Origin of the sequence: Treponema sp. OMZ 855 (genome assembly GCF_024181145.1) — a bacterium.
Lineage (GTDB): Bacteria > Spirochaetota > Spirochaetia > Treponematales > Treponemataceae > Treponema.
The window spans coordinates 148846-172988 of the sequence record NZ_CP051194.1; the positions used below are offsets into that span (position 1 = coordinate 148846).

Genomic DNA, 24143 nt, shown 5'->3' on the forward strand with positions numbered 1-24143 from the left:
CGGAGGCGTATCTTTGATACGTTGAGCATTTATTTTCAGCGTATGACGCAGTAGATGCGCCGTATATTTTCAAAGGACAGTATGATAAGTGTTGACGAGATCAGAAAAAAAGCCGAGCATAAATTCGTACCGTATCTGTATTCCGTACTTAATGGAGACGATGCTTTTTTCCCGTTGCATATTCCGGCGGCACGAGGTTCCGCAACGGATGATTTTGCCATGCGGAAAACGGAAGCGGAAAAACTGTACCGGCATTCAAAGCAGGCAAAGGGATTCGGTTACACGGTGATGAGCTCTGTCGTTAAAACCCGCAGCAAGGGCATGCAGACCGTTATTGAAAAAATCCTATTTGAAAGCGAAGCTGATTTTTTGCGATTTATTCAAAAAGAAACGGAAGCCTGCAATTTCAAAACAAACCTCGAACATATTAAAACGCAATGCCTCAAACTTGATGCTGCCGATATTGTGCATGACTGGACGGTTAAACATAGCTCCGTTTTAACCGAGTCGTTTGACGCACAGTATTGGGAGCAGCTTTTTTTATGTGCGGAGTGGTTTATACATCACAGCCCGTGCGGATTATACCTGCGCGAAATTCCGCTTCCGGTACACACAAAGTTTATCGAACAAAACCGTATGCTTATTTTCTCGCTGTATTGTGCACTCAAAAGAAATAGGCATCGAGATGAAACCGGTGGACAGAGTAGTGATAGAGCACAACCGCTCGCTGCTGAATCCTGCAATGGGCGTATCGTGGGAGAAAAAGCAACGGAATTACAAAACACCGCGGAAGCCGTGTACGCCGAATGGGGAGTCCGCACAGCGCCGCCGTTTGTCCGTTTCCGTTTATTGGATGATGCAATCGGTGTAACTCTGGCGGGAGAAACGCTCGGAAGCGGCGAGGTGCAGATACCGCTTGAATCGTTTGCGGCGATTCGCTTTGATTCCGCCGATACTGTTTTTGTCGTTGAAAATCTGATGGTGTATCTGACGTTTCCCATCGTTCCTAAAGGGGTCTGTATTTTCGGTTCGGGATTTGCTGCCGTGCAATTACAGTGCAATATCCATCTGCATCAAAAGAAGCTCTATTACTTTGGCGATATAGACGAACACGGTTTTGAAATCCTGTCGGAATTTCGTGCAATCTTTCCGGACGTTACTTCATTTTGTATGGACAGTACAACTTACCAAACATTTGCGCAGTTTGCCGTTCCCGGAAAATCCTCCAAGCGGGATATTGCAGACCTCTATCTCACAGCCGAAGAGTTAGCTCTTTTCCATTATTTGCGGGAACACACGGAGTGCAACAGACTTGAGCAGGAACGCCTTCCGCAGGATTTTATCAAGGAAAGACTCTCATCGCTTATAACGATAAGGAATAGTTATGCAAAGCTCTGACAGTGCATATATAGCAACCTTAATTGCGGAAGATTCGGGATTGCGGCTTTTACGTTCAAAGAATCCCGCACCGGTTATTTCATTTCTTTTTAAAATATTCAGAGAGCGGAATCTGCAAACCGTCAATGCCGATCGGTTTGAAACACTGCTGGCGGATTTTTTGCGGTCGCAGGAATTTTCCGGACTTGACAATAGCGGTATCGACGATTGGTATGACGGGGAAACAGCAGAAATACAAAACAGCGAAGAGTTCAGACTCGCAACGCAAAGCATCGAGGCGCGCGCTCATTTTTTAGCGAATAAATGGTGTTCGGAAAAGGCCGGCTATATCAAAAAATACTATAATGAGCGGCAGGATGTGATTATCGAACTGAGCGCAGGGGTGGAACGGCTGTTTACCTGGCTTGATACGATGGATTCAAAAATGTTTATCGGTACCGAATCCCGCTTTCAAGATATTCTGCATAAACTCAGAGAGCTTTCGGAAAACACTACGCATGATCCTCAAACACAAATTGCCGAACTTGAAAAACAGAAAGAAGCATTGCAGCAACGTATAGATGCAATTAAAACAACCGGAGAGGTGGAAGTGTATACGCCGGTGCAAATGGTTGAACGGTTACGTGAAGTTTCAAAAGCGGCACGCGAACTCTTATCGGATTTCCGGCAGGTAGAGGAAAACTTTAAGGCCATTCTTGCTGATGTATACAAAAAACAGTCGGTGAGCGAAACAAAAGGCGCGGTGCTTGGCTACGCTCTTGATGCCAATTTGGAAATGAAGGAAACTCCGCAGGGGCAAACCTTCGATTCTTTTTGGGACTTTCTTGCAGCCGATGCCGGTAAAAACGAGATCAACCACTTAACCCGGACGATTATCGCACAGGTCACCGAGCATGGCATTGCATGGGAGGATTCCTTCCTGCTGCACCTCAAGCAATATCTGCATGAAGCGGGGCGAAAGATTATCGACACCAACCATTCGCTGACGCACCGGCTCAACCGTGTGCTGCTTTCGCGTGACTGCGGTGATCACAAACAGCTGACCGAACTTATTGCTTTTATCAAGACGAAAGCCTTTGAATTAGCCGAACGTGATATTGTTTTTCCTGATGATTTTTATATTCAGACCAGGCCGAAACTCTCTTTCCCGCAGGCACGGACGCTTATTCTTCCGCCGCTTAACCAAAGCTTTGAACCGATCGTATCATTCACCGAGCAAGAGTCGGCAGCGCTGCTGCAGCGAAGCGGTATTTTTAATCAATTTTATATTGATGAAGCCTTGCTCAAAAAACATATTGAACAGTATCGCAGTCAATTTCTCCATAGCGCCGTTCAATTTTCGCTGCACGACTTGAGCGAAAAATTCCCGATAGAAAAAGGTCTTTCCGAAGTCGCCGCCTATTTTGCCCTTGCGCCGAAACTCAAACCCGCCGCCGTTATCCTCGATGATGCAACCGAGCGGATTACATACACATACAACGGCAAGTCCGTAGCGCTGACAGTGCCTAAGATTCTATTCGGGTAGCAATAATGGGTAATGATGCCATTGCCGAAGCCTTTATGTCTTTTAAATTATAGAAAATATAGAAAAATACCCTATTACCTTTAATTTTCTTAGCCAAAAATCTCCAAAAGTCGCATAAGTACTGTAGGAGGTGAGAATGAGAAAATCTATTATAACTCAGCAGTTGCGTTTTACCGCTCGAAACGATTACGCATTCAAAAAGCTTTTTGGTAGCGAAGAAAACAAAGATATTATGATTGAGTTTATCTCATTGGTTGCGAGTTTGGGTAAAGATGATTTTGATGATGTCCGTATCGAGAATACCGAACAGCTTCCGCGTTTCTATAAAGAAAAAACCGGTCGGCTCGACATAAAAATTCGGTTAAAAGACGGCCGCAAAATCGATGTAGAAATGCAGAATACTTACTTTGACTATTACCCGAAGCGCAGTATCTTTTATTGTTCTAAACTGATCCATGAGCATTTCAGCAGTGGTTTACAGTATGGAAATTTAAAAAAATGTATTGCAATCAATGTAGTGAATAGCCCTTTTAAGCTAAGTCGGAAAGTGCATTCGATCTATCAGATACGGGAAAGTGAAGAGCAAACACTCTTAGATGAGTTATTAGAGATTCATTTTTTAGACTTAACAAAGCTACAAAAAGATAATTTGACAAGCCTAGAGAAATGGCTTATGTTTATCAAAACGGACAGCAAGGAGAAGAGAGCAATGCTTGCACAGGGAAATGCGGTAATGACGAAAGCAAACCAAGTGATGGATATTTTTTATCTTGATGAGCAAGAACGGAAACGGTATGAAGCAGCATGGGAATATGAGAGCGATCGGTTATCGATGATAAGCGAATCGGAGAGAAAAGGGCTTGAGCGTGGCCTTGCCGAAGGCGAGGCACGCGGTTCCCGCCAAGCAAAGCTCGAAACAGCAAAAACAATGCTTACTATGGGCTATCCGCTTGACGATATTTGCAAAATTGCAGGACTCAGCCAAGCAGAGGTTGAAGCGATAAAATAATTCCTTATCAATCATTTCCCTCTATACCGCTTCCATATTCGGATAATCAGCTTTTCGGCGATAATCAGAAAGAGCCCGAGCACGAAAGGCAGGCCGATTAAAAGCGCCGGATGTTCCATACCGATTTGCGCTGCCGCGATGGTATTTTCAAGATAGACGAACAACAGCGCGGCGCAGATTGTTCCGATAACGGAGCGTCCGCCTGCATACGCAAGCACGAGTGCAATCCACCCCTTGCCGGCGCTTTGGTTTGGAACAAAGGCTCCCAGCTGGAGGGATAACAGGCAGCCTGCCAACGCCGCCGCCGCCCCGGACATACCCATTGCCGCTATCTTTAACCGTGCGGTATGCACCCCAATCGAATCCAAAAATGCAGAGTCTTTTCCGAGAATCTTTATCCGCAAGCCTGTTTTGGTGTAGCGGCAAAAGAGCGCAAGTCCGAGGCCGGTCAAAACGGCGAGCGCGGCGCTCGCCGTTTTGACGAGCTGCGGCTGAAGCAGCAGCTCCGGCGGCAGCGCAACGATGCTCCGGTTACCGAAAAACCGTGTGCTGAGTATCGAAACAAAGCCTGCGGCGGTTAAGTTTACCGCAAGTCCGAGTATGTAGATATTGGCTTTACGATAGATAGCAAGATAGGTAATAAACATACTTAACCCTGCCCCCAACGCAAGCGAGACGGCAAGCCCCGGAATAAGACCGCCGAGGCTTTCAGTTAATAGAATTCCACCGATTCCTGTAAAGGCGCTTAAAAGCATCAGTCCTTCTATCCCGACGTTCAATAACCCTGCATATTCCGAAACGAGGGCGGCGCAGGCGGCAATCAGCAGCGGCGCGGCTTGTGCAATCAAAGTAATCGCGGTTATCATAAAAGTTTTCTCCCTCGTTTTTGCCGGAAAAAATCAACCGTTATCAATATAAACGCAATTCCCTGCACAATCGACGAAAGGTCAAAGGACGTGCTTGTCTGGAGCATCGCAGCCTTGCCGCCTGCTTCCATCCACGCAAAAAACAGCGCGCCGAATACCGCCCCCAACGGATGATTGCGCCCGATAAGCGCGGCGGAGATGCCGCTCCAACCCAGTCCCGACGTAATGCCTGCGTAGACATAGTGCCGCGAGCCGTATACGCTGAATGCGCCCGCAAGTCCGTGGGCTGCTGCGCCGAATGTCAGCGCCAAGACTGAAATCAAGCCGACCTTAATTCCTTGGGATTGTGCGAAAGCGCGGTTATTGCCGGTTAATCCGAGTTCGTAGCCGTAGCGGGTACGCTTGAACATCCAGAAAAGCAGCGCCGTTATTATCACCGTAAAAAAGATACTACTATTCAATGTCGAAGGATTCCAAAAGGAAGTGAAGAACCACGCTTCGCTTGTATACGGGGTTGCCATCAGATTGCTTGAGGAATCCCTGAATATGTCATTCACGCCGTAATCGATGAGCGGGAGCAGTGCGCACGATAATAAATAGGTGCTGATCAGTTCGGTAATGCCGAGAAATTGCTTCAAAAAAGCGGAAATAAAACCTAAAAGGCCGGAGCAAAGAGCCGCGAGTATACATCCGGCGATAAGGCCGAAGGGCTGCGGGAACTGGGGAGTCAGCAATGCGAATTCTACCGCGATAAACGAGGCGAGATACGCTTGCCCTTCACCGCCGAGGTTGAAAAAGCCTGCCTTTGCCGAAAGGATAAAACCCATTGCGCAGAGCAAAATGAGGGAGGCTTGGTCGAGCATATTGCCGAAATAAAACGTGTTGGTAAAAGGGGAAATAAAAAACGCGATAAGCGTTTCGAGCGGTTCTTCGCTCTGCGCCGCCAAACAGATTGCCGCTGCGGCTGCGCTTGCGGTTACCGAAATAATACTGTTTAAAAGCGGGGCTGCTTTTTTGAGACGGTGTTGTTGCGTATCTTTATTCATCTTTACTCGCCTGCATCATCGCCGCAATGATTTCCGCGCGGTTATATGCGGAACGTTCCATAAAGCGGGTCAGGACGCCGCGGTATAATACATGAATACGGTCGCAGGTTTCAAGCGCAGCGTCTACGTCCGAGGTAAGCACGATAACCGCCGCCCCGTTTTCAGCGAGATTGCGGAGCCGCTGCAGCAGCGCAAGCTGTACCTTCCTGTCCAGCCCCCAATAGGGTTCGGCACAGATAACCAACTGCGGCGGCGGATTGTCGAGTTCGCGGCTGAAAATCAGTTTTTGGATCATACCGCCCGATAAGCTCAACACCGAATCTTTCCACGAGCGGGGAATATCGAATGAACAGCTGCGCTTCCATGCTTCAACCGCCGCGGGGGAATAAATACCGAAACGGTACAGCGAGGTGCGTGCGCGGACATAGAGGTTCTCCGCAATGCTGTGTCTACCGGCAATGCCGTTCCTCATCCGCTTGCTGGGGATGTAGGCGTAGGTTTCGCGCGGTATGCGGCTCAGGGGCTGCCCGTCAAACCGGATAGTGCCGCTGTCCGGCTTGAGCGTGTTGACCAATAGATATTCCAAAAGCTCTAGCCCCTGTTTTTTTATGCCGACGACGCCGGTTATCTTCCCGTGCGGAACATCGATCGAAAAATCCGAAAAGCGGACGCCTCTGCTGCTGACGGCAGCAACATGCGAAACAGTCAGTCCCTCCGCCGGTTTTGCCGCAGCATCCTGAAACTGCGATGTGGAAGAACTTTGGAACTGCGATACCGAAGAGAGCGTACTCGATTGTAGCGTGCCCTTTAGCGCTGCTTTGGATGGGGATGCCGCAGACGGATGTTCCGGAGATACCGTGTCGGGTTGCAGTGTATTTGTATATGACGGAGTATTGGTGTTTGATGACCCGGCGGCTGTACCGGAGTCGGCTTGAATCGGCGGAGTATCCGGTGCTGCTTCGGCGGCAGTCCATTCCGCCTGTTCGGAACCGAAAATTTCTTGCAGCAGGAGGTTTGCGTTTACGGTAGAATCGATCGAACCGTTCCAGACCGTTTTACCGTTTCGCAGAATATGCACCGTGTCCATAAAGCTCAAGACTTCTTGAATGCGGTGCGTTACTACGATAATACATGCGCCCCTGTCCGCGCAGCTGCGGAGTATGCCGTACAGCTGGGTAATTTCCTGCGGACTAAAGGAGGCGGATGGTTCGTCTAAAAAGAATACGGAAGGATTTTTAAGCAGCGCTTCTCCGATTGCCGCCCAGTGCAGCTGCGCCGTATCGAGCGTTTCCGCTTTTTGGGTGAGCGGCAGTACGATATCGTAGCGGGCGAGCGCCGCCGCAATTGCGTTTTGAGTTTTTTTGGGCGAAAGAACGTTGGCGGCGATATCTTTTTCGGTGTGTAATCCGATTGCAAGATTTTCCCATACCGTAAGCTCCGCCGAAAGCTGCGGATGCTGCGGCGTCAGCACGAGCCCCTGTGCAATACCGTCCGCAGCGGAACGTAAGTCCAGCGCTTCGCCGTTGTAAAGGATGCGGCCGCCGTCCGGCTGTAAATGACCGGTACAGAGGCGGGCAAGCGTTGATTTTCCGGCGCCGTTTTCGCCTAACAGCGCATGTATCTTACCTGCCTCAAACTCAATGCTTACCCCGTCTACAGCCGTAATACCGTTTTCCGGAAACGTAAAGCGTAAGTTTTCCGTCGAAAACACAAAGGAATCCTAGTGAGCGGATAAGGTCAATGCTCCGGTTTTAACGCCGTCTATCAGTTGTTTTACTTTTTGAGTAATGTCTGCCGGTACGGCGGAAGGTACTCCTTCAAAAGCAAAGTTTACCGCACCGTCTTTTATGCCGAGTTCTGCCGATGTGCCGAACTCCAAGCGTCCTTCCACAAAGGCAATCACGGAATCGGTACAGGCTGTCTTTTGGCTGACTTCCGTTGAACCGACGACAATGTCCTTCCCGTAGGAATAGCCCGGCCGGTCAAACCACATCACATACGCGCCGTGTTCACGGGCGGCTGCCACAACGCCTGCATTTCCGCCGCCGCAGATTGTTAAGATGACATCCACATTGTTTTTAATCATCGAAGCGGCAAGCTCGGAGGCTTTGGCTGCGTCATACCAATTGCCGAGGACACGGAAATCGAGCTCAAAGTTTTTATTGACGGCTTTGGCTCCATCCAAGTAGCCTTTCCGTATTTTATCATTCATAACCGGGAATTCCTGTCCGGCGAGAAGACCGATCTTATACGCAGCGTTTGCATTCTTCATCGAACTGCTGCTGATGAGCGCGGCGTAGTAACCGTTGAGGTAACCCTGTTCGTACTGATTAAATCCGACGGTTTTTATTTGAGCGTTTCCGGCAAGGTATCCGTCCAGCAGCAGGAATTTTTGCTTGGGAGCGGATTGCAGCACCTTTTCTGCAATGGCCGGCAACGAAGGATTGGAACTGATAATGAGATCATACTTTTTGCTTAAGGCAAGCGCCGTCAATCCGTTTTGCCATTCTCCCTGATTCACACCGCCTTCTACAACCTTGACGGTAATCGGTGTACCTTTTTTATCCAGCTGCGCCTTCGCGTCTTGCACACCCTCTACGAGCAATTCATACGTCGGGTTCCCTTTGACAATTCCAGGCACAAAGACCGCAACGGAAACCGTTTTAGGTTTTGCAAAAAGCGGTACGCCTGCAATTAAGGCGATACTACAACCGAGTATGATGATTTTTTGTTTTAACGTCATGTTACACTCCTACTTACTATATTAACTATATTAATTATGAATAAAGCGATTAAAAATAGTAAAATTGTTAATCGGCAGGTACATACCGTACAATATTTCTCTATTCTTGTCTAGGATTTTTGACAGAGCGAGGGGGGGGCCGCGTCAGACTATTTTTAGCAGTCCCATAGAATAATAATGCCTGTGTGACCTCTCCTTTAATAAATTACACCGAATTGTTACGATTGGAAAATACCTCTTTTTATGCTATAATGTTATCTACTTTACTTTAGGATTATTCTTTATGGAAGAAAAGTTATCTACGCTTTGCTCGGTTTTAAGCAAAGACCAACCGGTACTTATACAAACGCATGATTTTCCGGATCATGATGCCCTCGGTGCGGCGTATGCTCTTTTAAAACTTTTAGAAAGTTACGGCTACAAAGTAGAGATTGCTTATGGCGGTCATATTCAAAGTCTATCTTTAATAGAATTTGTAGAATATTTAGACTATCCTCTTTTAAAACTTGATGAAATTGCTGATTTAAAAAAATACCAAGTTGTAATTGTAGATGGCTCCCCTTTTAAGGGAACCGTAAAAAAGGTAGGCGGTATCTTAAAGGCCGTAATAGATCACCATCCGGCACGAATGCAGTCTACAGCAGCTTATACGGATATAAGGGCGGGAATCGGAGCCTGTTCTTCTATTATTTGGTCTTATTGGAAAGAATCGGGAAAAGAATATGACGGAATGACTGCGACAGCAATGATTGCAGGTATACAGCTGGATACGGCTTTTTTATCCAGAAGTGTAAACAAACTTGATCTGGATGCTTATTATGAACTCTACTTTAAATCGGATGTGCAAAAAACATATCAAATGATTAAAACGACCATAAACATCTGCGATCTCGAAGAAATAGGACGGGCTTTTACCGACTATTTACGCATAGATAATTTCTTAATTGTAGAATTAAGTGAAGATTACTCAAGAGCCATTTTGTCGATTGTAGCCGATTTTTTAATTTGGATAAAAGATATTTCTTTTGTTATTGTAATAGAAACAAACGGGCATGAATATAAACTCTCTGCACGAAGCCGTGATAGCAAACTTGATGCGGGTTATCTAATTCAAGAAACGGTAAAAGACATGGGGTCTGGAGGAGGCCACGCGCACATGGCTGGCGGAGCGATAGATGCAGATAGATACTGCGGCAAAACCGCATTTTTAAACGCTATCATTGCATTAGCCCGTTCTGAACAAGGAAAATAAAACCGATACAAGCAGAATCAACCGATACCGCCGTAGAAAATACCGAGAATATATATGATGACGGTAACGCCGCAGTAAAGATATTTTCCTTGCACAACATACGCGCTGCCGATCGGTTTTAAGCGGCCTTTTGAAACTTCGCGTAACACGAAATCTTTATTGCATACCCAGAAGAACATAATACCGGCAAGTAAGGCTCCGAGCGGAATAATATAAATACTGATAACATCCATCCATGTACCGAGTATGTTTCCGTCTTCAACAATCAATCCGATAAGAAAACCGAGACCGAGCACAATCAGAAGCGAAACTTTCCGGCTCAGCTTAAACTTTTGCTGCAGCATTTCTACCGGTGTTTCATAGAGATTGATCAGTGAGGTAATTCCGGCGAACAATACCGCAACAAAGAATATAATCGAAAACAGGGTGCCGGCAGGCATTTCTTTAAAGATCATCGGCATGGTGATAAACATCAACGGAGGCCCTGCTGTCGGTTCAAGGTTATACACAAAGACTGCGGGGATAATAACCAATGCCGCAAGTAGCGCTGCAAGGGTATCGAATATCGCCGTGAATTTTGCACTGGTTGGAGCATCTTCATTATCCTTCAAATAGCTGCCGTATACCACAGTACCGCTTCCGGCGAGGGATAACGAAAAGAATGCTTGACCAAGTGCATAAACCCATGTTTTTACATCAGCTAATTTACTCCAGTCTGCTTTAAATAAAAAGGTATATCCGTCAGCTGCTTTCGGTAATGTCGCAACACGAATGGCAAGAATAATAAACAAGCCGAAAAATGCCGGCATCATCACTTTGTTGACTTTTTCGATACCTGATGAAATACCTGCTGCCATAATTATAAAGCAACCGATAATTGCGGTACTGTGCCACGGTAAGCTTGAAAGCCGTCCGGCAATGGCTCCGAAGTATGCACCGCTGTTTTCCGCTGCAAGCATGGAACCCGAAAAAGCTCCCGCCGTAAAGCGGATAATCCAGCCGACTACAACTGTATATCCGATTGCAATACCGAGCGAACCGATAACGGGAATCCATCCGATAGCAGCTCCGGAATTATTGCCGCGCATTTGAGTCGCTTTCAGAAACGCACCGTGCGGGCCTGTTCTCATTGCCCGTCCTAAACACATTTCTTCAACAATACCCGTATATCCGATAAAAGTAACAAAGATGACGTAGGGAATTAAAAATGCCGCACCTCCGAACTGCCCGGCACGAAACGGGAACAGCCAGATATTCCCCATACCGACGGCGGAACCGATGCAAGCAAGAATAAATCCAAACTGTGAGCCGAATTGATCGCGCCGTGTTTCTTTATGTATCATATCGCGTTCCGAATGCCCGCTTAGGACTATTTAATGGGTTCCAAATGAGCTTGAAAGTGACGTAAAATCGGCGGTTCCCAGATGATGCGGTAGCCTTTCACCTGCGAAGCTCGCTCTTTGATGTTGATTAACGCTTCGGCAATGACATCCAAATGTGCCTGCGTATATACACGGCGTGGGATAGCTAACCGTGCAAACTCAAATTCGGACTTAATCTGCTTGCCTGTTTCAGGATCATTGCCGAGCATGAACGACCCGATATCGCAGGTACGGATACCGGCTTCTTTGTACAGCTCTACACAGAGTGTGTGGCCGGGGAATTCATAGTAGGGAATGTGCGGGAACATTGCGTTCGCATCGACGTAAACACCGTGTCCGCCCGCAGGATTTTGGATGGCAACACCGGCATCAAGCAGCTGAGATGCCAAATATTCCATAGAAGCATTGCGGTATTTCAGATATGCCTCATCGATACCTTCGTACAAACCAATCGCCAAGGCTTCCAGATCCCGGCCGGCAAGACCGCCGTAGGTAATAAAACCTTCAAACGAAATACAGTTGCCTTTAATCAGCTGGTAAATATCTTTGTTGTTCTTGATACCGATGAGGCCGCCCATGTTGACGATTGCATCTTTTTTTGCACTCATCGTGAAGGTGTCGGCATAGCTGAACATCTCGCGTACAATGTCCTTAATGGATTTATTGTTATATCCCTCTTCGCGCTCTTTGATAAAATAGGCGTTTTCCGCAAAACGAGCGGCGTCGATATTAAATAAGATGCCGTATTTTTTTGCGACCGCAGAAACCTCGCGGATGTTTTGCATTGATACGGGCTGACCGCCGGCAGAATTGTTGGTAATGGTCATAACAATCATGCCGACATTTTCTTTGCCGTATTCATTGATATACTTTTCAAGTTTTTCAACATCCATATTGCCCTTAAACGGAGCATAGACGGACGGTTTTTTTGCTTCCGCACACACGCAATCTACCGGTTTTCCGCCGGATAACGTAACATGCGCTCGTGTCGTATCAAAGAACATATTGGAAATAGCGAACTGCCCTTTTTTAAGCAATAAGGGGAACATAACTTTTTCCGCTGCACGTCCTTGATGTACCGGCTGAATAAATTCATATCCGAAAATATCCTGTCCCGCTTCGAGCAATTTAAAATAGCTTTTTCCGCCGGCATACGCCTCATCACCGACCATCACACCCGCCCACTGTTTATCGCTCATTGCGTTTGTTCCGCTGTCGGTTAATAAGTCGATGTACACATCTTCCCCGCGCAGGTTGAACATATTGTACTTTGCTGCTTCAAGTTTTTTGAGGCGTTCTTCGCGGGTTGTCATTTTGATTGGCTCTACCATTTTGATTCTAAACGGTTCCGGTACATACTTTTTCATACGGCTTCTCCTTTTGTGTTACTGTGCTAAATATTCGTTAATACTCGCCGCCGCTTTGCGTCCTTCGCCCATCGCGAGGATGACGGTGGCAGCGCCAAGTACGATGTCTCCGCCCGACCACACTTTCGGGATACTGGTTTTCTGGTTTTCATCGACGATGATGTTGCCGGTCTTGGTTACCTGCAATCCTTCCGTCGTCTTTGCCATCAGCGGGTTAGAGCTATTGCCGAGCGCAACGATAACCGTATCCACCGGGATTTGATGTTCGGTACCCGGAATGGCGACGGGGCTGCGGCGGCCGGAAGCGTCGGGTTCACCAAGCTCGTAGTTCAGCACTTCGACTGCGCACACCTTGCCGTCTTTGTCGCCGATAAAGCGTGTCGGGTTTTGCAAAAAGCAGAACTCGACGCCTTCTTCTTCCGCATGGGCGATTTCTTCGGCACGGGCGGGCATTTCGGCACGAGTACGGCGGTAAATACAGTACACTTTGTCGGCGCCGAGCCGGTATCCCATACGGGCGGCATCCATCGCGACGTTTCCGCCGCCGATAACCGCAACAACCTTTGCAGGATATAGCGGCGTGTCTGCCTTATCTTCTTGATAGGCCTTCATCAAATTGGCGCGGGTTAAGTATTCGTTTGCGCTGAATACGCCGATGAGGTTTTCTCCCTCGACGTTCATAAACTTAGGAAGCCCCGCGCCGGTACCGATAAAGGCGGCGTCGAAACCATCGTCTTGAAGCAGCTGTTCCAGCGTTGCCGTCCGTCCGACTAAGAAGTTGGTTTCAAACTTGACGCCCATCTTTTTCAGATTTTCTACTTCTTTAGCGACAATGTCTTTGGGGAGGCGGAATTCAGGGATTCCGTAGACCATAACGCCGCCCGTTTTGTGGAAGGCTTCGAATACGGTTACCGCATGACCGGCACGGCGGATATCGGCGGCGGCGGCAAGCCCCGCAGGCCCCGAGCCGATAATCGCAACCTTCTTTCCGGTATCGGGAGCAATCGGCGGAATCGTTGTCTTATTATTTTCCCGTTCCCAATCCGCAACAAAGCGTTCCAATCTGCCGATTGCAACCGCCTTATCCACCGATTTATGCATCTTGCCGACGGTACATACCGCTTGGCACTGTTTTTCCTGCGGGCATACGCGGCCGCAGATAGCGGGGAGTAAGTTCGTCGTTTTAATCGTATCGACGGAGGCCTTAAAATCTCCCTTTTGAATACAGGTGATAAATTCGGGGATGGGGATGCCGACCGGACAGCCCTGTACGCAGGGGCGGTTCTTACAGTTTAAGCAGCGTTCCGCTTCTATCCGTGCCTGTTCTTCGGTGTAGCCGGTTGCGACCTCGTCCATAAGGCGTGCTCTGGCATGCGGTTCAAGCACCGGCATTTCCTGTATCGGAATAGCCGCGCGATCCTTCATTTTTAATTCTTTATCTTTCAGTTCACCCCAATATGTTTTTGCCTGTTCCGCAAGTTCTTCGCGGGGCACATAGTGATGTTCGGTATGTGTATTTTCATTTTCCATTTCATACTCCTCTATCCGGCAAGTCTCCGAAAATGCCGGTTTATCCTTGTTCGGCTTAATTGGCTCCGTTCGACAGCCCGATTCTGCATACATGACGATCGTGATCTTCCCGTTCCTTAAACGCTTTCATCCGCATCATCATGTTGTCAAAATCGACTTTGTGTCCGTCAAATTCGGGACCGTCCACGCAGACAAACTTTGTCTTTCCATCAACCGTAACGCGGCAGCCGCCGCACATTCCGGTACCGTCGATCATAATCGTATTTAACGAGACCACTGTGTGAATATCGAACGGACGGGTTGTTGCTGCGCAGAATTTCATCATAATCGGCGGGCCGATTGCAATAACCTCTTGAGGCGGCGCGGCGCTTTCGCAGATTTCCTTGAGCGGTTCGGTAACCAGCGCTTTTCTGCCGTAGCTTCCGTCATCGGTTACGATAATGAGTTCATCCGCTATCTTACGCATTTCTTCCTCGAAAATAACGAGTTCTTTTGTACGCCCGCCGATGATGATAACAACTTCATTACCCGCACGCTTATAGGCTTGGGCAATCGGGTGTAAAGGCGCCGTACCAATGCCGCCGCCGACGCACACTACCTTTCCGACTTTTGTGATATGAGTGGGATTGCCGAGCGGCCCGAGGATTGCCGCAACCGAATCTCCCACCTCTTTCTGACAGAGCTTAATCGTGGTAGCTCCAACCGCCTGAACGACAAGCGCGATCCACCCCGCGTCAGGATCGGCATCCGCGATGGTAAGCGGAACTCGCTCACCGTAATCGATATCAAGCTGAATAATGACAAATTGTCCCGCCTTTCTCTGACGGGCAATTTCCGGCGCAGCAACGCGCAAATAGAAAACATCTTTTGAGAATTGTTTCTTCTCTAAAATTGTGTGAATCATTCGACCTCTTCTCTATATATAGGAAAAATACGGTATCGGTTTGCAGTGATACACGTGTGCGATATTTTACCCGCAAAAGTATGGAATATCAATACACGCACTGCTTCGTATCAGGGTAGAGGCATCGGTCTGATTGTTACCGGTACCCGCAGAAGCCGCTGCTTTTTGTTCATAACGCATTGCGAAAATTATCAATTTCTCTTATACTAAATATATGGATAATGTTGCAACTATACCGGTAGATAAAAACAAGATTAAACAAGCGGTGCAGATGAATATCCCCATCTCGATTAATACCTATACGCTCCCCAAGGAAACGGAAAACTATATTGTCGATGTTGCAAAGGCTTTCCTTAGCGTAATTCATCAAGATGCAATTCAAGACTATATTGTCTATTGTCTCAGTGAACTGACAACGAACGCGAAAAAGGCAAATACAAAACGGGTGTATTTTAAAGAAAAAGGCTTTGATATTTATGATCAGAAGTCCTATGACGAAGGTATGCTCAATTTTAAACAAGAAAGTCTCGAGAACATCGATTATTATCTGCAGCAACAAAAAAAAGCAGGTCTTTATATTAAAGTTATTATGCAGGTAAAGCAAGGAAACATTATTTTCGAAGTACGCAATAATGTCCAAATGGTCGCAACTGAATTCAAACGTATTTTCGACCGAATGGTGGTTGCACGGGACTATGAAAATATGGATCAAGCTTTTATGCAGGCCATCGATGATACGGAAGGTGCGGGACTTGGTTTAATTATCATGCTTCTCATGCTGAAAAAAATCGGATTGCAAGAAGATGCGTTCCAATTAATTTCGGAAAAAGACTTAACGATTAACCGGATTACCATTCCGGTTGATTTTGAAGCGAACCGGCACCTTGTAGAATTGACGAAGACGATTGTCAATTACATTGACGAAATTCCGCAATTTCCCGAAAAAATTATGCAAATACAGCATCTTATCAACGATCCGAATGCGACAATGGGGACAATTGCCTCTTTTATCAGTGATGACATTGCATTAACAACCGACCTGTTAAAACTTGTTAACTCTGTTGCATTCGGGCTTACAAAGGAATGTATGAGTATTACCGAAGCGGTTAAAATGGCCGGTATACGGGGTATTCAGCATCTGTTGTATTCCGTTGGAACGCTGCAAGTTTTAAAAGTAACGGGGAATGAGCAAAAAAGGCTGTGGGATCATACCTATCGATGTGCATTTTTTGCATATAACCTTGCTAAAATGCAGGGAAAGACCAAACTTCTCGAAGAAATATATGTTTGTGCTCTTTTGCACGATTTAGGTAAGATTGTTTTCAGTTCCATTTATCCGGAAGTATTGGAAAAAATCGACGACTTGAAAGCCGAAAAAAATATTCCCGATCAGGTTATCAAGAGCGTGATGTCGGGGATGGAGCATCAAGCGATCGGTGTTGCAGTTGCTGAAAAATGGCATTTACCCGCCGCTATTATCAATACGATAAAATACCAATATGAACCGGAAGCTGCCCCTAAAAAATATTATGAGCTTATTTCTACGGTCAGTTTTGCTGAATTTATGTTGCAGTTCTTTGACGGAAATATCAGCTACTATCAAATTCCGCCGATTTTGCTCAGGCAGCATAATATTGAAAATGAATCACAGCTGCGTGAAATATGTGAAAAACTCAATGCAAAATTTCACGAACCGGCCTAACGTATTTTTATGAATGGACAGGAATCTTCATTTTTGCCGGCTTTTAGTCCCGCACACGAACATACCGAAGCGTGCGGAATGGTCTGTATTCAGAATTTATCGTTTAAGTACGGCGCCGGTAAAAAAGTATTATTTGAAAATCTCTGCCTTACGATTAAGCAAGGGGCGTATATCTCGATTGTCGGAGAAAATGGCACGGGAAAAAGCACCTTGATAAAGCTGATTCTCGGACTGCTGACTCCCGATACGGGGACTATCCGCTGCAACGCACGTAGTATCGGCTATGTGCCGCAAAAAAAAGCGGCGATAACGGGCTTTCCCATTACCGTTTACGAAACCTTAAATTCTTATCGGATATTACGCAAACAGCACGACAAGGGCGTTATCGACCGCTATCTTTCGGATGTCCGGCTGCTTGATTACAAGTATGCTTTGGCGGGGACGCTGTCCGGCGGGCAACTGCAAAAGATGTACATTGCCCGTGCCCTTATCGGTGAGCCGGACTTGCTCATCCTTGATGAACCGTCAACGGGAATCGACATACAGAGCCAGCAGGAAATTTATACCTTTATTAAAAAACTGAATACGGAACAGGGGCTGACGGTTATCTCCGTTGAACATAACCTTGACGCGGCGGTACTCAACTCAACCGATATTTTCCATCTCGCAAACGGATGCGGGCATCTCTGCAATCCGCAAAAATATGCCGCGGAGTTTCTTCACTTCCGCCGTCCGCCGTACAATTCGGATACACGGCTCTCATGACCGTAAAATACCAACCGACTGCGGCAGCTGCTTTTTAAGCAGGTACACACCGATTTTTGCACAAACGCCTCAAACAAACTTTGTTCACGGCTTGCTTTGTTCGTTATGCTGCCGTTCCGACCGGATAAGAGCCGATAAAATACTGAAAAGGGCGATCGCATGAGCCGCAATAATGATACCGGCACTATTTTCGTAGATTCGCCAACTGCGGATTGCATTCAAGCCGATACAAAGGATTCCGGATATATATACAATCCGCCCCAACCAGCGCAGCGGCTGCTTATTTTTTGCCGCCCGTACAAGATTGATAGTCCAACTTATCATCATAATAAGCAAAAGAGCGCCGATAACGCACAGTATTGCCATATCTTGATTCATAAACCACCTTCTTACTTTTCTTATAAAGAAACCTGATAGACCGAAACGGGATGTATGCTTCGGCCGCATAAAGAAATTATTGCATCATTATTTGCAAAAGTATAGAGGCATTCGCAGATAGGCTGGGATAAAACATCGACACTTTTCGGTGAACGATAAAACCCCTCCCCCGTATATTTGAGATACGCCTCTTTTTGTGTCCACAACTCGTAAAACCGTTTATCAAACAACGTCATGTCTTGGTAAAGATAGCGGTTTTCGGAATCGGTAAAACAACGGCTTGCAACATGCGGTTTCGCAGCGCGCAGCCGTTCAATGTCAGCGCCGATCTCAGCGTCTGATAATGCAATGAGGCATACCCCATGCGTATACGATACACTGAAGTGCCATGCCGCATTTTTTAGGTACGGCTTCCCGTATTTTCCATATTCAAACACAAGCTGCTCGGGACAATGAGGAAGCCGTTCGACAAGAGCAGCCTTCAGCACTTCCCTTGCCTGTGTACGTTCTTGTTCAAAAGATAATCCGTTGTGCCGGAAAATCCGCAACTCCGTCATAATGCTATTTCACGGCACAATACCGCGGGAAAGCAGCGCCGTCAATACCGCCCCGCCGAGCGCACGCGCCTTGTCGGAAATGGTAAAGCAGTTATTCAACTCGGTAAGGCGCGGGTCTATATCCGCCATTTTAAGGCCGCTGCGGACGGTAAACCCGTCGGGCAACATACCGCGGATTATTCCGTTAAGCGAAGCGGCAACGTCGGTGACGCTGCCGTCGGTATGTATGATGCGGGCAATGGTTTCGCCGCGGGCAACCGAGCTGCCGATATCGCGCAGAACGCGCAGCGTACCTGCCGCCGGTGCATGGATAACCCGCAAGGCGCTTTCTCCGCCGACCAGTCCGGGAACGCCGGTATTGGGGAGCGCCGTTCCTTGATAAATCAAGCGCGCTAAATTATGCCCGCGCATGGTTTCGATAACGATGTGCGCGTCTTTCCCGGCGGTAAAGCCCGGCCCCAGCGCAATCACTAACGGCGCCATATCGAGGCGCGTTCCGCAATTTTTTTTCGCAATGATGGCATCTACAACGGCGGCAGGCTGCAACTCACTGATCAACTCTCCCGTAGGGTCAACCGCAATGGGGATAAAGCTTGGACGGTTTGCTTTGGAACCGGCAGCGGCGCCGGTTTCTATACCGACTGTCATTGCCTCTGCGCCGGGGAAATCAGCCGTAGTATCGGTACCCGCTTCACCATCGTTCGCAGACAGAATTGCTGCGACTTGCTCTTTTGCAATCAAGCGTGCTTCGATTCCTTCGATTGAGCAATGCCCAATCCTAACAGCCTCACTGAACGCAACGGTGCGGCGAATGGCGGAAGGGTTTTCGGTTTCCAGTGCAAGGACACGAAAACCGCAAATATGGATTGCTGCCAGTACCCCGCTGGCCAAATCGCCTGCCCCGCGTACGATAATAAGCGGTGCGGATTGCTTCATGTTCGCTCCTCGGCGCAACACAGAGTACAAAACAGGTACCGTGCGCCTTTAAAAAAAGACCGTTCGGATGAAAAACCGCTTGCATAATATGGGTAAGCCGCAATGGTTTATTCATCTTTGCGGAAGTAATATTCAAAAATCGTTCCGTCCGGTGTACCCATGTTTCATTCACCGGCTTGCCGAGTGTCCGTGTCGAAATAAGTCCTACCGTCTTTGTGGTACGGGGATGGATGACAGGTTCGGTATCGTTCCACCCCTTGACCGCCCGCCGTTTACTGCCGTCCGCTTCAATTAACACCACATCATAGGTGTCACAGATAGCATCGATGACTTCCGGCGGCGGCGCACTCAGCTTTTCTCCCGTTTCCGTGCCGAAGAAAGACACGGAGGCATTAAGCCGCCCCTTTTCACGCGTTCCCATCTTTGTTGTAGTAGTTACCGCAACGCGCAATCCCTGTGCCGCAAGTTCATTTGCCACGGTAATCATGGAGGTGGTTTTGCCGCCGCTCCCGATAAACGAAACGACATCGCCGCGGCAGAGGCGGAGTTTTTCCGTGAGGGAACCTATACTTCTGCGATTAAAATTGTGGATACGGCGTTGTCGGTTTATGCGTGCCGGCATGCTCTACATCCGAGAATGCGCACGTGTTTATCCGTTTTACCGCGGTCAAATAGCCGGGCAATGAGGTATGAATCGGCTGGAATAGGTGCTTTACATACAGGACAAAAGCGGTCTGCATCGGGTTCTATTATCGGATAACAGTGAGGACACCCATAGATTGAACATAATCGGTCGGTTCCTTCCGATGGGTAAACCTTTGTTTTTAGCTGTTCCCCTTTCCTTAATACGGTACAGCAAACAGGGCAGACGCCGGGCGCACCCGGTTTTCCTTTCGGTAAATATTTGGCAGTTCCGGTTTTTTTGCTGCTGAAAGTAAACAAAAAATAGGCGACAACCATTAATAGTATACCGATAAACACCAATATGAACCACGAAAGCGGTGAAAGAAACGTACCCATGCCAATAAGATACACGATTCACGGACTTGCGACAACCTATAAAACGCAGTATACTTTTATAGTGGCATCGTTATATGTAGTCGGAACACCGATTGGAAATTTAGGCGATATTACAGTACGGGCATTGGAAATTTTCAAAACGGCCGACTATATTGCCTGCGAGGATACGCGGCACACGCTGGGGCTTTTAACTCATTTTGAGATACGGAAGCCGCTTATTTCGTGCAGGGCGCAGAATGAAGCAGAAGCTGCGCAGAAAATTATCGGTCTATTGGCTGACGGAAAGAACGTCGCTTATGCGAGCGATGCAGGTACTCCAGCTTTGAGCGACCCCGGAGCCGTTCTCGTCAAGCTGGTACGTGAGGCAGGGTATCCTGTCGTCCCTATCCCGGGCGCTTCCGCATTTGCGGTTATGGTCAGCATTGCGGGAACGGGCGACTCATCGGTGCTTTTTGAAGGATTTTTATCCCCTAAACAGGGGCGGAGAAAACGGCGGCTGCAGGAGCTTTTCGATATGCAAACGGGTTTCGTACTCTACGAATCCCCGTTCAGAATTATTAAGCTCTTACAAGATATTGCCGATATTGACAGCATGAGGCAGGTAGTGGTCGGCCGCGAGTTGACCAAACTGCATGAAGAAATTTTATCCGGTTCGGTATCGGATATTTTACATACATTACAGGAGCGGCAATCGATAAAAGGCGAGTTTTCGGTTTTTGTATCCGGAAGAGCTTAATTTTTTCGATAAAAATGCCGATAAAAGCTATGGAAGGCGGAAAAAACATGACGATTGATAGACTAAACGGAATTGATCCTGTAAAACCTGTACAACCTCTTCAGCGGACGCAAAGGACTGAAGCATTCGGTAAAACCGATGCGGTTTCCGTTTCAAATGAAGCACGGGTATTATCAGATGCAAATATCGCATTGGAAGCGGTGAGAAATGCACCGGACATTCGTGAAGATAAGGTTGCTGAGGTAAAGAAAAAACTTGCAGATCCTTCATATATAAATAATGCTCTCTTGGAACTCGTTGCTGACAGGATATTAGACGATTACGGTCTCTAAAAGAGTGCGGCGCCCGGTTAAACTGTATGGTGCCGTTTCAACGCAGTTTTAATCGCTAATATATTTTCTCCCGAAAAACCTGAAATAAAGGCGGAATACGAGTATGTCTAGTTTTACCTTTAAGCTTACATCAAATATTATCCTCGGAAGTTACTCCATAGCAAAAATCGGCGCGGAAGCCGTTCAGTTTGGAAAAAAATTCTTATTTATTGTTGATCCGTTGCTGCATGAAACCGGTATTGCAAAAAAAGTTATTGATGCATTGGAAGAAAGGGGAATATCCGTTCTCGTATTTGACGGTGTAAAACGTTCCGCCGACTCCGATATTATCGAAAATGCATTAAGTCTTGCACGCGGAGTCTTTATCGATGCTGTTATTGCCTCCGGCGGTATGGGACCGGTTGCAGTCGGCCGCGCTGTTGCCTCATTGTATAATGAAAGCGGTTCCATCTATGATTTTATCGAAGGAAAGCCCTGTACGGCGGAACCGCTTCCTTTTATCGAAGTTCCCGCTACTTGCCGCGAACCGTTTACCTTTACTCCGTTCAGTCCGATTGTTGACGCTCGTTCACGAAAAATTCATCTGTTAAAAGTGCGGAAGGATCTCTGTAAGCTCTGCGTTTTCGATACCGCTTGCTATTCAAACCTTGCACCGAATGCAACGACGGCAACTATTCTTCAAGGTGTCGGTATTGCGTTTGAAGGATATACTTCCTCAAAAACAAACTTTTTGTCGGAAACGATTTTAGGGAAAGCAATCGATCGCTTTTTGTTGTCGCTTGATCCGCAGCACGGACGTTCTACCGGTGCTTCCCGCGAAACGGTTATTGCGGAAGCAGCCTGTTTAACCGCCATCGGTATTTCTTTTTCCAGTCCGGGATTAGGCAGTGCCATCGCCCTTGCATGTGCAAGCCGCTATAATATTTCAAGCTCGGTAGTCGGAACCATTCTTTTGCCGTATATCCTTACGAATGCACAAACATCGAATCTCGACAAACTCTTAAAGATCGGGCGGATGCTGAATGTTGATACACGCGGTGTCGATCCGCTTTATGTCGCAAAGGCCGCTATCGAAGAAATCCGCCGCCGTTTAGCTCAGGCTAATCTGCCCACTCGTTTAAAAGATATCGGTTTGTCTATTGAGCAGCTGGTTGCCATTTCCGAAGACGCCGTGTCGCTCAGTTTTATGAACTATATCCCCAAACCGATGCGGAGCGACGATGTGTTTGAGCTGCTTAAACAAGCGTATTAATAACGCATGATTGAGCTTTTTAAGCTTGTCCGGCTCCCTACTACTCAAAAGATACGCAAGGTTATTAAAATCCTTGAGATACTTGAAGCCGAATGTGTTCCGGTTCCTTCCGGCTTACCGTGTTCGGCTGTTTCTCTTTCCTGCGATTCATTTTATATCGAAGGGCTTTGTGCGCATCTTGCGTCAATGTATCCGTCCGATTCCGTTATTACCGCTGCCGTCAAAACCTATATTTCCGCCTTACGTGCGGAAACGCTCACCGCCGGAGATTACCGCGTACTATTTAATACACTGCGCCATGCGCTGTACCGGCAGAGTGGCGTGCAGCCCTCAGAATGGGATTTAATCGCTCCGGGGCTGCACTATGGCATCGATACACCGAAGCATGATACAACCGTGCCGAACCCGGCAGCGCCCGATGCAGAAACACAGACCGGCAAACCGTCGGCAGCGATTCCGGTAATGCGCCCGTCTTATCCGGGCGTTTATGTGTATGCCGAAGATATCCGCGCACCCTTTAACCTCGGTTCCATATTCCGTACCGCAGAGGCTTTCGGTGCGGAAAAGCTGCTCTTGTCGGAGGGCTGCGTTTCCCCCGAACAGCCCCGTGCGCAGCGGTCGGCGATGGGATGCACTCACTTTCTACCGTGGGAATATTGCCCGCTTGAAGCTCTGCCTGCCGACTTACCCGTCTTTGCGCTTGAAACCGGCGGTACTCCGATTACCTCTTTTTCTTTCCCCAAGCACGGCATTGTCCTGCTCGGCTCCGAAGAACTGGGGCTCAGCGCGGAAGCCCTCAAAAAGGTTTCCGCCGGTATTGTCAGCATTCCGATGAAGGGCATCAAAGCCTCGCTCAATGTTGCAGTCGCATTCGGTATCCTCATGCAATGCTGGATAGCCTCTTTAAAAGATACGGTGCTTGACAAAAGCTGTTAATTATACAAAACTGTCCACAAGATGCAGGTTTTTTTTACACAAGTTAAAATTGTAGCTCAAAACCCGATTTTTTTAGCGGCGATTACAAGCTGGCTTTTGAGTCAATTTATCAAAACATTCATCGGATTTTGCGGATCATCAGTACATTCTCTGCCGGTCTTTTTTGACTTATTGGTATGGCGCACAGGAGGGATGCCCTCAAGTCATTCTGCTCTTGTGACGGCTCTCTCGACTACAATCGGTTTTAAACAGGGCGTTTCTTCGGATTTATTTATTTTTTCTATTTTTTCTGCGATGATTGTTATTAGAGATGCAATGGGCGTCCGCCGTTCAAGCGGACTTCAAGCAAAAATGTTAAACGAAGTAGGCGCTAAAATGGCCGAAACAATGGACATACCTTTTAAGCCCGTGAAAGAAGTTCAAGGTCATACCCCTGTTGAAGTTTTTGCCGGTATGATTCTCGGTGTTGTAATCGGAAGTTATTTTTCACTCTATTATACAGTATAA

General features: G+C 47.4%; 24 protein-coding genes. 11 read left to right on the forward strand and 13 right to left on the reverse strand.

What is annotated here, in order from left to right; translation table 11 throughout:
- The first annotated feature begins 54 nt into the window (after positions 1-54).
- The 3 genes from E4N65_RS00845 (at position 55) to E4N65_RS00855 (ending at position 3932) form a co-directional block, all read left to right on the forward strand.
- Positions 55-1398, forward strand: coding sequence for a Wadjet anti-phage system protein JetD domain-containing protein (locus tag E4N65_RS00845; protein ID WP_253673584.1), 1344 nt, complete (start codon positions 55-57; stop codon positions 1396-1398).
- Positions 1385-2923, forward strand: coding sequence for a DUF3375 family protein (locus E4N65_RS00850; protein ID WP_253673585.1), 1539 nt, complete (start codon positions 1385-1387; stop codon positions 2921-2923). The genes E4N65_RS00845 and E4N65_RS00850 overlap by 14 nt, the downstream gene beginning before the upstream one ends.
- Before the next feature lie 136 nt (positions 2924-3059).
- On the forward strand, positions 3060-3932 hold the full coding sequence (locus E4N65_RS00855; RefSeq protein WP_253673586.1) for an Rpn family recombination-promoting nuclease/putative transposase: 873 nt from the start codon (positions 3060-3062) through the stop codon (positions 3930-3932).
- An 11-nt stretch (positions 3933-3943) separates the two neighbouring features.
- On the opposite strand, the gene E4N65_RS00860 is transcribed toward E4N65_RS00855, so the two are convergent.
- Genes E4N65_RS00860 through E4N65_RS00875 form a run of 4 tightly spaced genes read right to left on the reverse strand, consistent with a single transcriptional unit; the run spans position 3944 to position 8587 of the window.
- Positions 3944-4798 carry an ABC transporter permease subunit gene (locus E4N65_RS00860; RefSeq protein WP_253673587.1) on the reverse strand — a complete coding sequence of 285 codons (855 nt, stop codon included), beginning with the start codon at positions 4796-4798 and terminating at the stop codon, positions 3944-3946.
- Positions 4795-5844, reverse strand: a complete 1050-nt coding sequence (locus E4N65_RS00865) for an ABC transporter permease (RefSeq protein ID WP_253673588.1) — start codon at positions 5842-5844, stop codon at positions 4795-4797. The genes E4N65_RS00860 and E4N65_RS00865 overlap by 4 nt, the downstream gene beginning before the upstream one ends.
- The gene (locus E4N65_RS00870; RefSeq protein WP_253673589.1) at positions 5837-7555 is read right to left on the reverse strand and encodes an ATP-binding cassette domain-containing protein; all 1719 of its coding nucleotides are present in this window, start codon (positions 7553-7555) and stop codon (positions 5837-5839) included. Before E4N65_RS00870 ends, E4N65_RS00865 begins: the two co-directional genes overlap by 8 nt.
- A gap of 9 nt (positions 7556-7564) precedes the next feature.
- A complete protein-coding gene (locus E4N65_RS00875; protein WP_253673590.1) occupies positions 7565-8587 on the reverse strand; it encodes a BMP family ABC transporter substrate-binding protein in 1023 nt (340 codons plus the stop codon).
- A 283-nt stretch (positions 8588-8870) separates the two neighbouring features.
- Between E4N65_RS00875 and E4N65_RS00880 the strand changes: the two genes are divergently transcribed.
- Positions 8871-9839 carry a DHH family phosphoesterase gene (locus tag E4N65_RS00880; RefSeq protein WP_253673591.1) on the forward strand — a complete coding sequence of 323 codons (969 nt, stop codon included), beginning with the start codon at positions 8871-8873 and terminating at the stop codon, positions 9837-9839.
- Between the two features lie 17 nt (positions 9840-9856).
- On the opposite strand, the gene E4N65_RS00885 is transcribed toward E4N65_RS00880, so the two are convergent.
- From E4N65_RS00885 to E4N65_RS00900, 4 genes are read right to left on the reverse strand one after another with little or no spacing between them, the layout of a single operon-like run.
- Positions 9857-11182, reverse strand: coding sequence for a sodium-dependent transporter (locus E4N65_RS00885; protein ID WP_253673592.1), 1326 nt, complete (start codon positions 11180-11182; stop codon positions 9857-9859).
- A 26-nt stretch (positions 11183-11208) separates the two neighbouring features.
- Positions 11209-12588: a tryptophanase gene (locus E4N65_RS00890; RefSeq protein ID WP_253673593.1), complete on the reverse strand. Its 1380-nt coding sequence runs from the start codon at positions 12586-12588 to the stop codon at positions 11209-11211.
- 18 nt (positions 12589-12606) lie between these two features.
- Positions 12607-14118 carry an NADPH-dependent glutamate synthase gene (gltA, locus tag E4N65_RS00895; RefSeq protein WP_253673594.1) on the reverse strand — a complete coding sequence of 504 codons (1512 nt, stop codon included), beginning with the start codon at positions 14116-14118 and terminating at the stop codon, positions 12607-12609.
- 55 nt (positions 14119-14173) lie between these two features.
- The gene (locus tag E4N65_RS00900) at positions 14174-15019 is read right to left on the reverse strand and encodes a sulfide/dihydroorotate dehydrogenase-like FAD/NAD-binding protein (RefSeq protein WP_253674849.1); all 846 of its coding nucleotides are present in this window, start codon (positions 15017-15019) and stop codon (positions 14174-14176) included.
- 217 nt (positions 15020-15236) lie between these two features.
- Between E4N65_RS00900 and E4N65_RS00905 the strand changes: the two genes are divergently transcribed.
- Both E4N65_RS00905 and E4N65_RS00910 read left to right on the forward strand, forming a co-directional pair.
- Positions 15237-16724 carry an HDOD domain-containing protein gene (locus tag E4N65_RS00905; RefSeq protein ID WP_253673595.1) on the forward strand — a complete coding sequence of 496 codons (1488 nt, stop codon included), beginning with the start codon at positions 15237-15239 and terminating at the stop codon, positions 16722-16724.
- Positions 16725-16802: 78 nt separating this feature from the next.
- Positions 16803-17489, forward strand: coding sequence for a metal ABC transporter ATP-binding protein (locus tag E4N65_RS00910; RefSeq protein ID WP_371921845.1), 687 nt, complete (start codon positions 16803-16805; stop codon positions 17487-17489).
- A gap of 84 nt (positions 17490-17573) precedes the next feature.
- On the opposite strand, the gene E4N65_RS00915 is transcribed toward E4N65_RS00910, so the two are convergent.
- Genes E4N65_RS00915 through E4N65_RS00935 form a run of 5 tightly spaced genes read right to left on the reverse strand, consistent with a single transcriptional unit; the run spans position 17574 to position 20380 of the window.
- Complete coding sequence (locus E4N65_RS00915) at positions 17574-17867, reverse strand: hypothetical protein (protein ID WP_253673599.1); 294 nt, start codon at positions 17865-17867, stop codon at positions 17574-17576.
- Positions 17868-17887: 20 nt separating this feature from the next.
- Positions 17888-18424 carry a 4'-phosphopantetheinyl transferase family protein gene (locus E4N65_RS00920; RefSeq protein WP_253673601.1) on the reverse strand — a complete coding sequence of 179 codons (537 nt, stop codon included), beginning with the start codon at positions 18422-18424 and terminating at the stop codon, positions 17888-17890.
- Between the two features lie 9 nt (positions 18425-18433).
- A complete protein-coding gene (gene yqeB / locus E4N65_RS00925; protein ID WP_253674851.1) occupies positions 18434-19315 on the reverse strand; it encodes a selenium-dependent molybdenum cofactor biosynthesis protein YqeB in 882 nt (293 codons plus the stop codon).
- Positions 19212-19982 carry a selenium cofactor biosynthesis protein YqeC gene (gene yqeC, locus E4N65_RS00930; RefSeq protein ID WP_253673602.1) on the reverse strand — a complete coding sequence of 257 codons (771 nt, stop codon included), beginning with the start codon at positions 19980-19982 and terminating at the stop codon, positions 19212-19214. Before yqeC ends, yqeB begins: the two co-directional genes overlap by 104 nt.
- Positions 19967-20380 carry a hypothetical protein gene (locus tag E4N65_RS00935; protein ID WP_253673603.1) on the reverse strand — a complete coding sequence of 138 codons (414 nt, stop codon included), beginning with the start codon at positions 20378-20380 and terminating at the stop codon, positions 19967-19969. Before E4N65_RS00935 ends, yqeC begins: the two co-directional genes overlap by 16 nt.
- A gap of 61 nt (positions 20381-20441) precedes the next feature.
- Here E4N65_RS00935 and rsmI point away from each other — a divergent pair, with 61 nt between their 5' ends.
- The 5 genes from rsmI (at position 20442) to E4N65_RS00960 (ending at position 24143) form a co-directional block, all read left to right on the forward strand.
- Positions 20442-21116, forward strand: coding sequence for a 16S rRNA (cytidine(1402)-2'-O)-methyltransferase (gene rsmI / locus E4N65_RS00940; RefSeq protein WP_044017014.1), 675 nt, complete (start codon positions 20442-20444; stop codon positions 21114-21116).
- A 47-nt stretch (positions 21117-21163) separates the two neighbouring features.
- Positions 21164-21448: a flagellar biosynthesis anti-sigma factor FlgM gene (locus tag E4N65_RS00945; protein ID WP_044017012.1), complete on the forward strand. Its 285-nt coding sequence runs from the start codon at positions 21164-21166 to the stop codon at positions 21446-21448.
- A 103-nt stretch (positions 21449-21551) separates the two neighbouring features.
- A complete protein-coding gene (locus tag E4N65_RS00950) occupies positions 21552-22700 on the forward strand; it encodes an iron-containing alcohol dehydrogenase (RefSeq protein ID WP_253673604.1) in 1149 nt (382 codons plus the stop codon).
- Between the two features lie 6 nt (positions 22701-22706).
- Positions 22707-23636, forward strand: a complete 930-nt coding sequence (locus E4N65_RS00955) for a TrmH family RNA methyltransferase (RefSeq protein WP_253673605.1) — start codon at positions 22707-22709, stop codon at positions 23634-23636.
- Between the two features lie 21 nt (positions 23637-23657).
- Positions 23658-24143 (forward strand): divergent PAP2 family protein, encoded by a 486-nt coding sequence (locus E4N65_RS00960; protein ID WP_044014052.1) that lies wholly within the window; start codon positions 23658-23660, stop codon positions 24141-24143.

Bases quoted from the DNA above. Each gene is read 5' to 3' on its own strand.
- E4N65_RS00845 (WP_253673584.1), top strand. From the start codon at position 55: ATGCGCCGTATATTTTCAAAGGACAGTATGATAAGTGTTGACGAGATC.
- E4N65_RS00850 (WP_253673585.1), top strand. From the start codon at position 1,385: ATGCAAAGCTCTGACAGTGCATATATAGCAACCTTAATTGCGGAAGAT.
- E4N65_RS00855 (WP_253673586.1), top strand. From the start codon at position 3,060: ATGAGAAAATCTATTATAACTCAGCAGTTGCGTTTTACCGCTCGAAAC.
- E4N65_RS00860 (WP_253673587.1), bottom strand. From the start codon at position 4,798: ATGATAACCGCGATTACTTTGATTGCACAAGCCGCGCCGCTGCTGATT.
- E4N65_RS00865 (WP_253673588.1), bottom strand. From the start codon at position 5,844: ATGAATAAAGATACGCAACAACACCGTCTCAAAAAAGCAGCCCCGCTT.
- E4N65_RS00875 (WP_253673590.1), bottom strand. From the start codon at position 8,587: ATGACGTTAAAACAAAAAATCATCATACTCGGTTGTAGTATCGCCTTA.
- E4N65_RS00880 (WP_253673591.1), top strand. From the start codon at position 8,871: ATGGAAGAAAAGTTATCTACGCTTTGCTCGGTTTTAAGCAAAGACCAA.
- E4N65_RS00885 (WP_253673592.1), bottom strand. From the start codon at position 11,182: ATGATACATAAAGAAACACGGCGCGATCAATTCGGCTCACAGTTTGGA.
- E4N65_RS00890 (WP_253673593.1), bottom strand. From the start codon at position 12,588: ATGAAAAAGTATGTACCGGAACCGTTTAGAATCAAAATGGTAGAGCCA.
- gltA (WP_253673594.1), bottom strand. From the start codon at position 14,118: ATGGAAAATGAAAATACACATACCGAACATCACTATGTGCCCCGCGAA.
- E4N65_RS00905 (WP_253673595.1), top strand. From the start codon at position 15,237: ATGGATAATGTTGCAACTATACCGGTAGATAAAAACAAGATTAAACAA.
- E4N65_RS00910 (WP_371921845.1), top strand. From the start codon at position 16,803: ATGGTCTGTATTCAGAATTTATCGTTTAAGTACGGCGCCGGTAAAAAA.
- E4N65_RS00915 (WP_253673599.1), bottom strand. From the start codon at position 17,867: ATGAATCAAGATATGGCAATACTGTGCGTTATCGGCGCTCTTTTGCTT.
- E4N65_RS00920 (WP_253673601.1), bottom strand. From the start codon at position 18,424: ATGACGGAGTTGCGGATTTTCCGGCACAACGGATTATCTTTTGAACAA.
- yqeC (WP_253673602.1), bottom strand. From the start codon at position 19,982: ATGCCGGCACGCATAAACCGACAACGCCGTATCCACAATTTTAATCGC.
- E4N65_RS00935 (WP_253673603.1), bottom strand. From the start codon at position 20,380: ATGGGTACGTTTCTTTCACCGCTTTCGTGGTTCATATTGGTGTTTATC.
- E4N65_RS00945 (WP_044017012.1), top strand. From the start codon at position 21,164: ATGACGATTGATAGACTAAACGGAATTGATCCTGTAAAACCTGTACAA.
- E4N65_RS00950 (WP_253673604.1), top strand. From the start codon at position 21,552: ATGTCTAGTTTTACCTTTAAGCTTACATCAAATATTATCCTCGGAAGT.
- E4N65_RS00955 (WP_253673605.1), top strand. From the start codon at position 22,707: ATGATTGAGCTTTTTAAGCTTGTCCGGCTCCCTACTACTCAAAAGATA.
- E4N65_RS00960 (WP_044014052.1), top strand. From the start codon at position 23,658: ATGCAGGTTTTTTTTACACAAGTTAAAATTGTAGCTCAAAACCCGATT.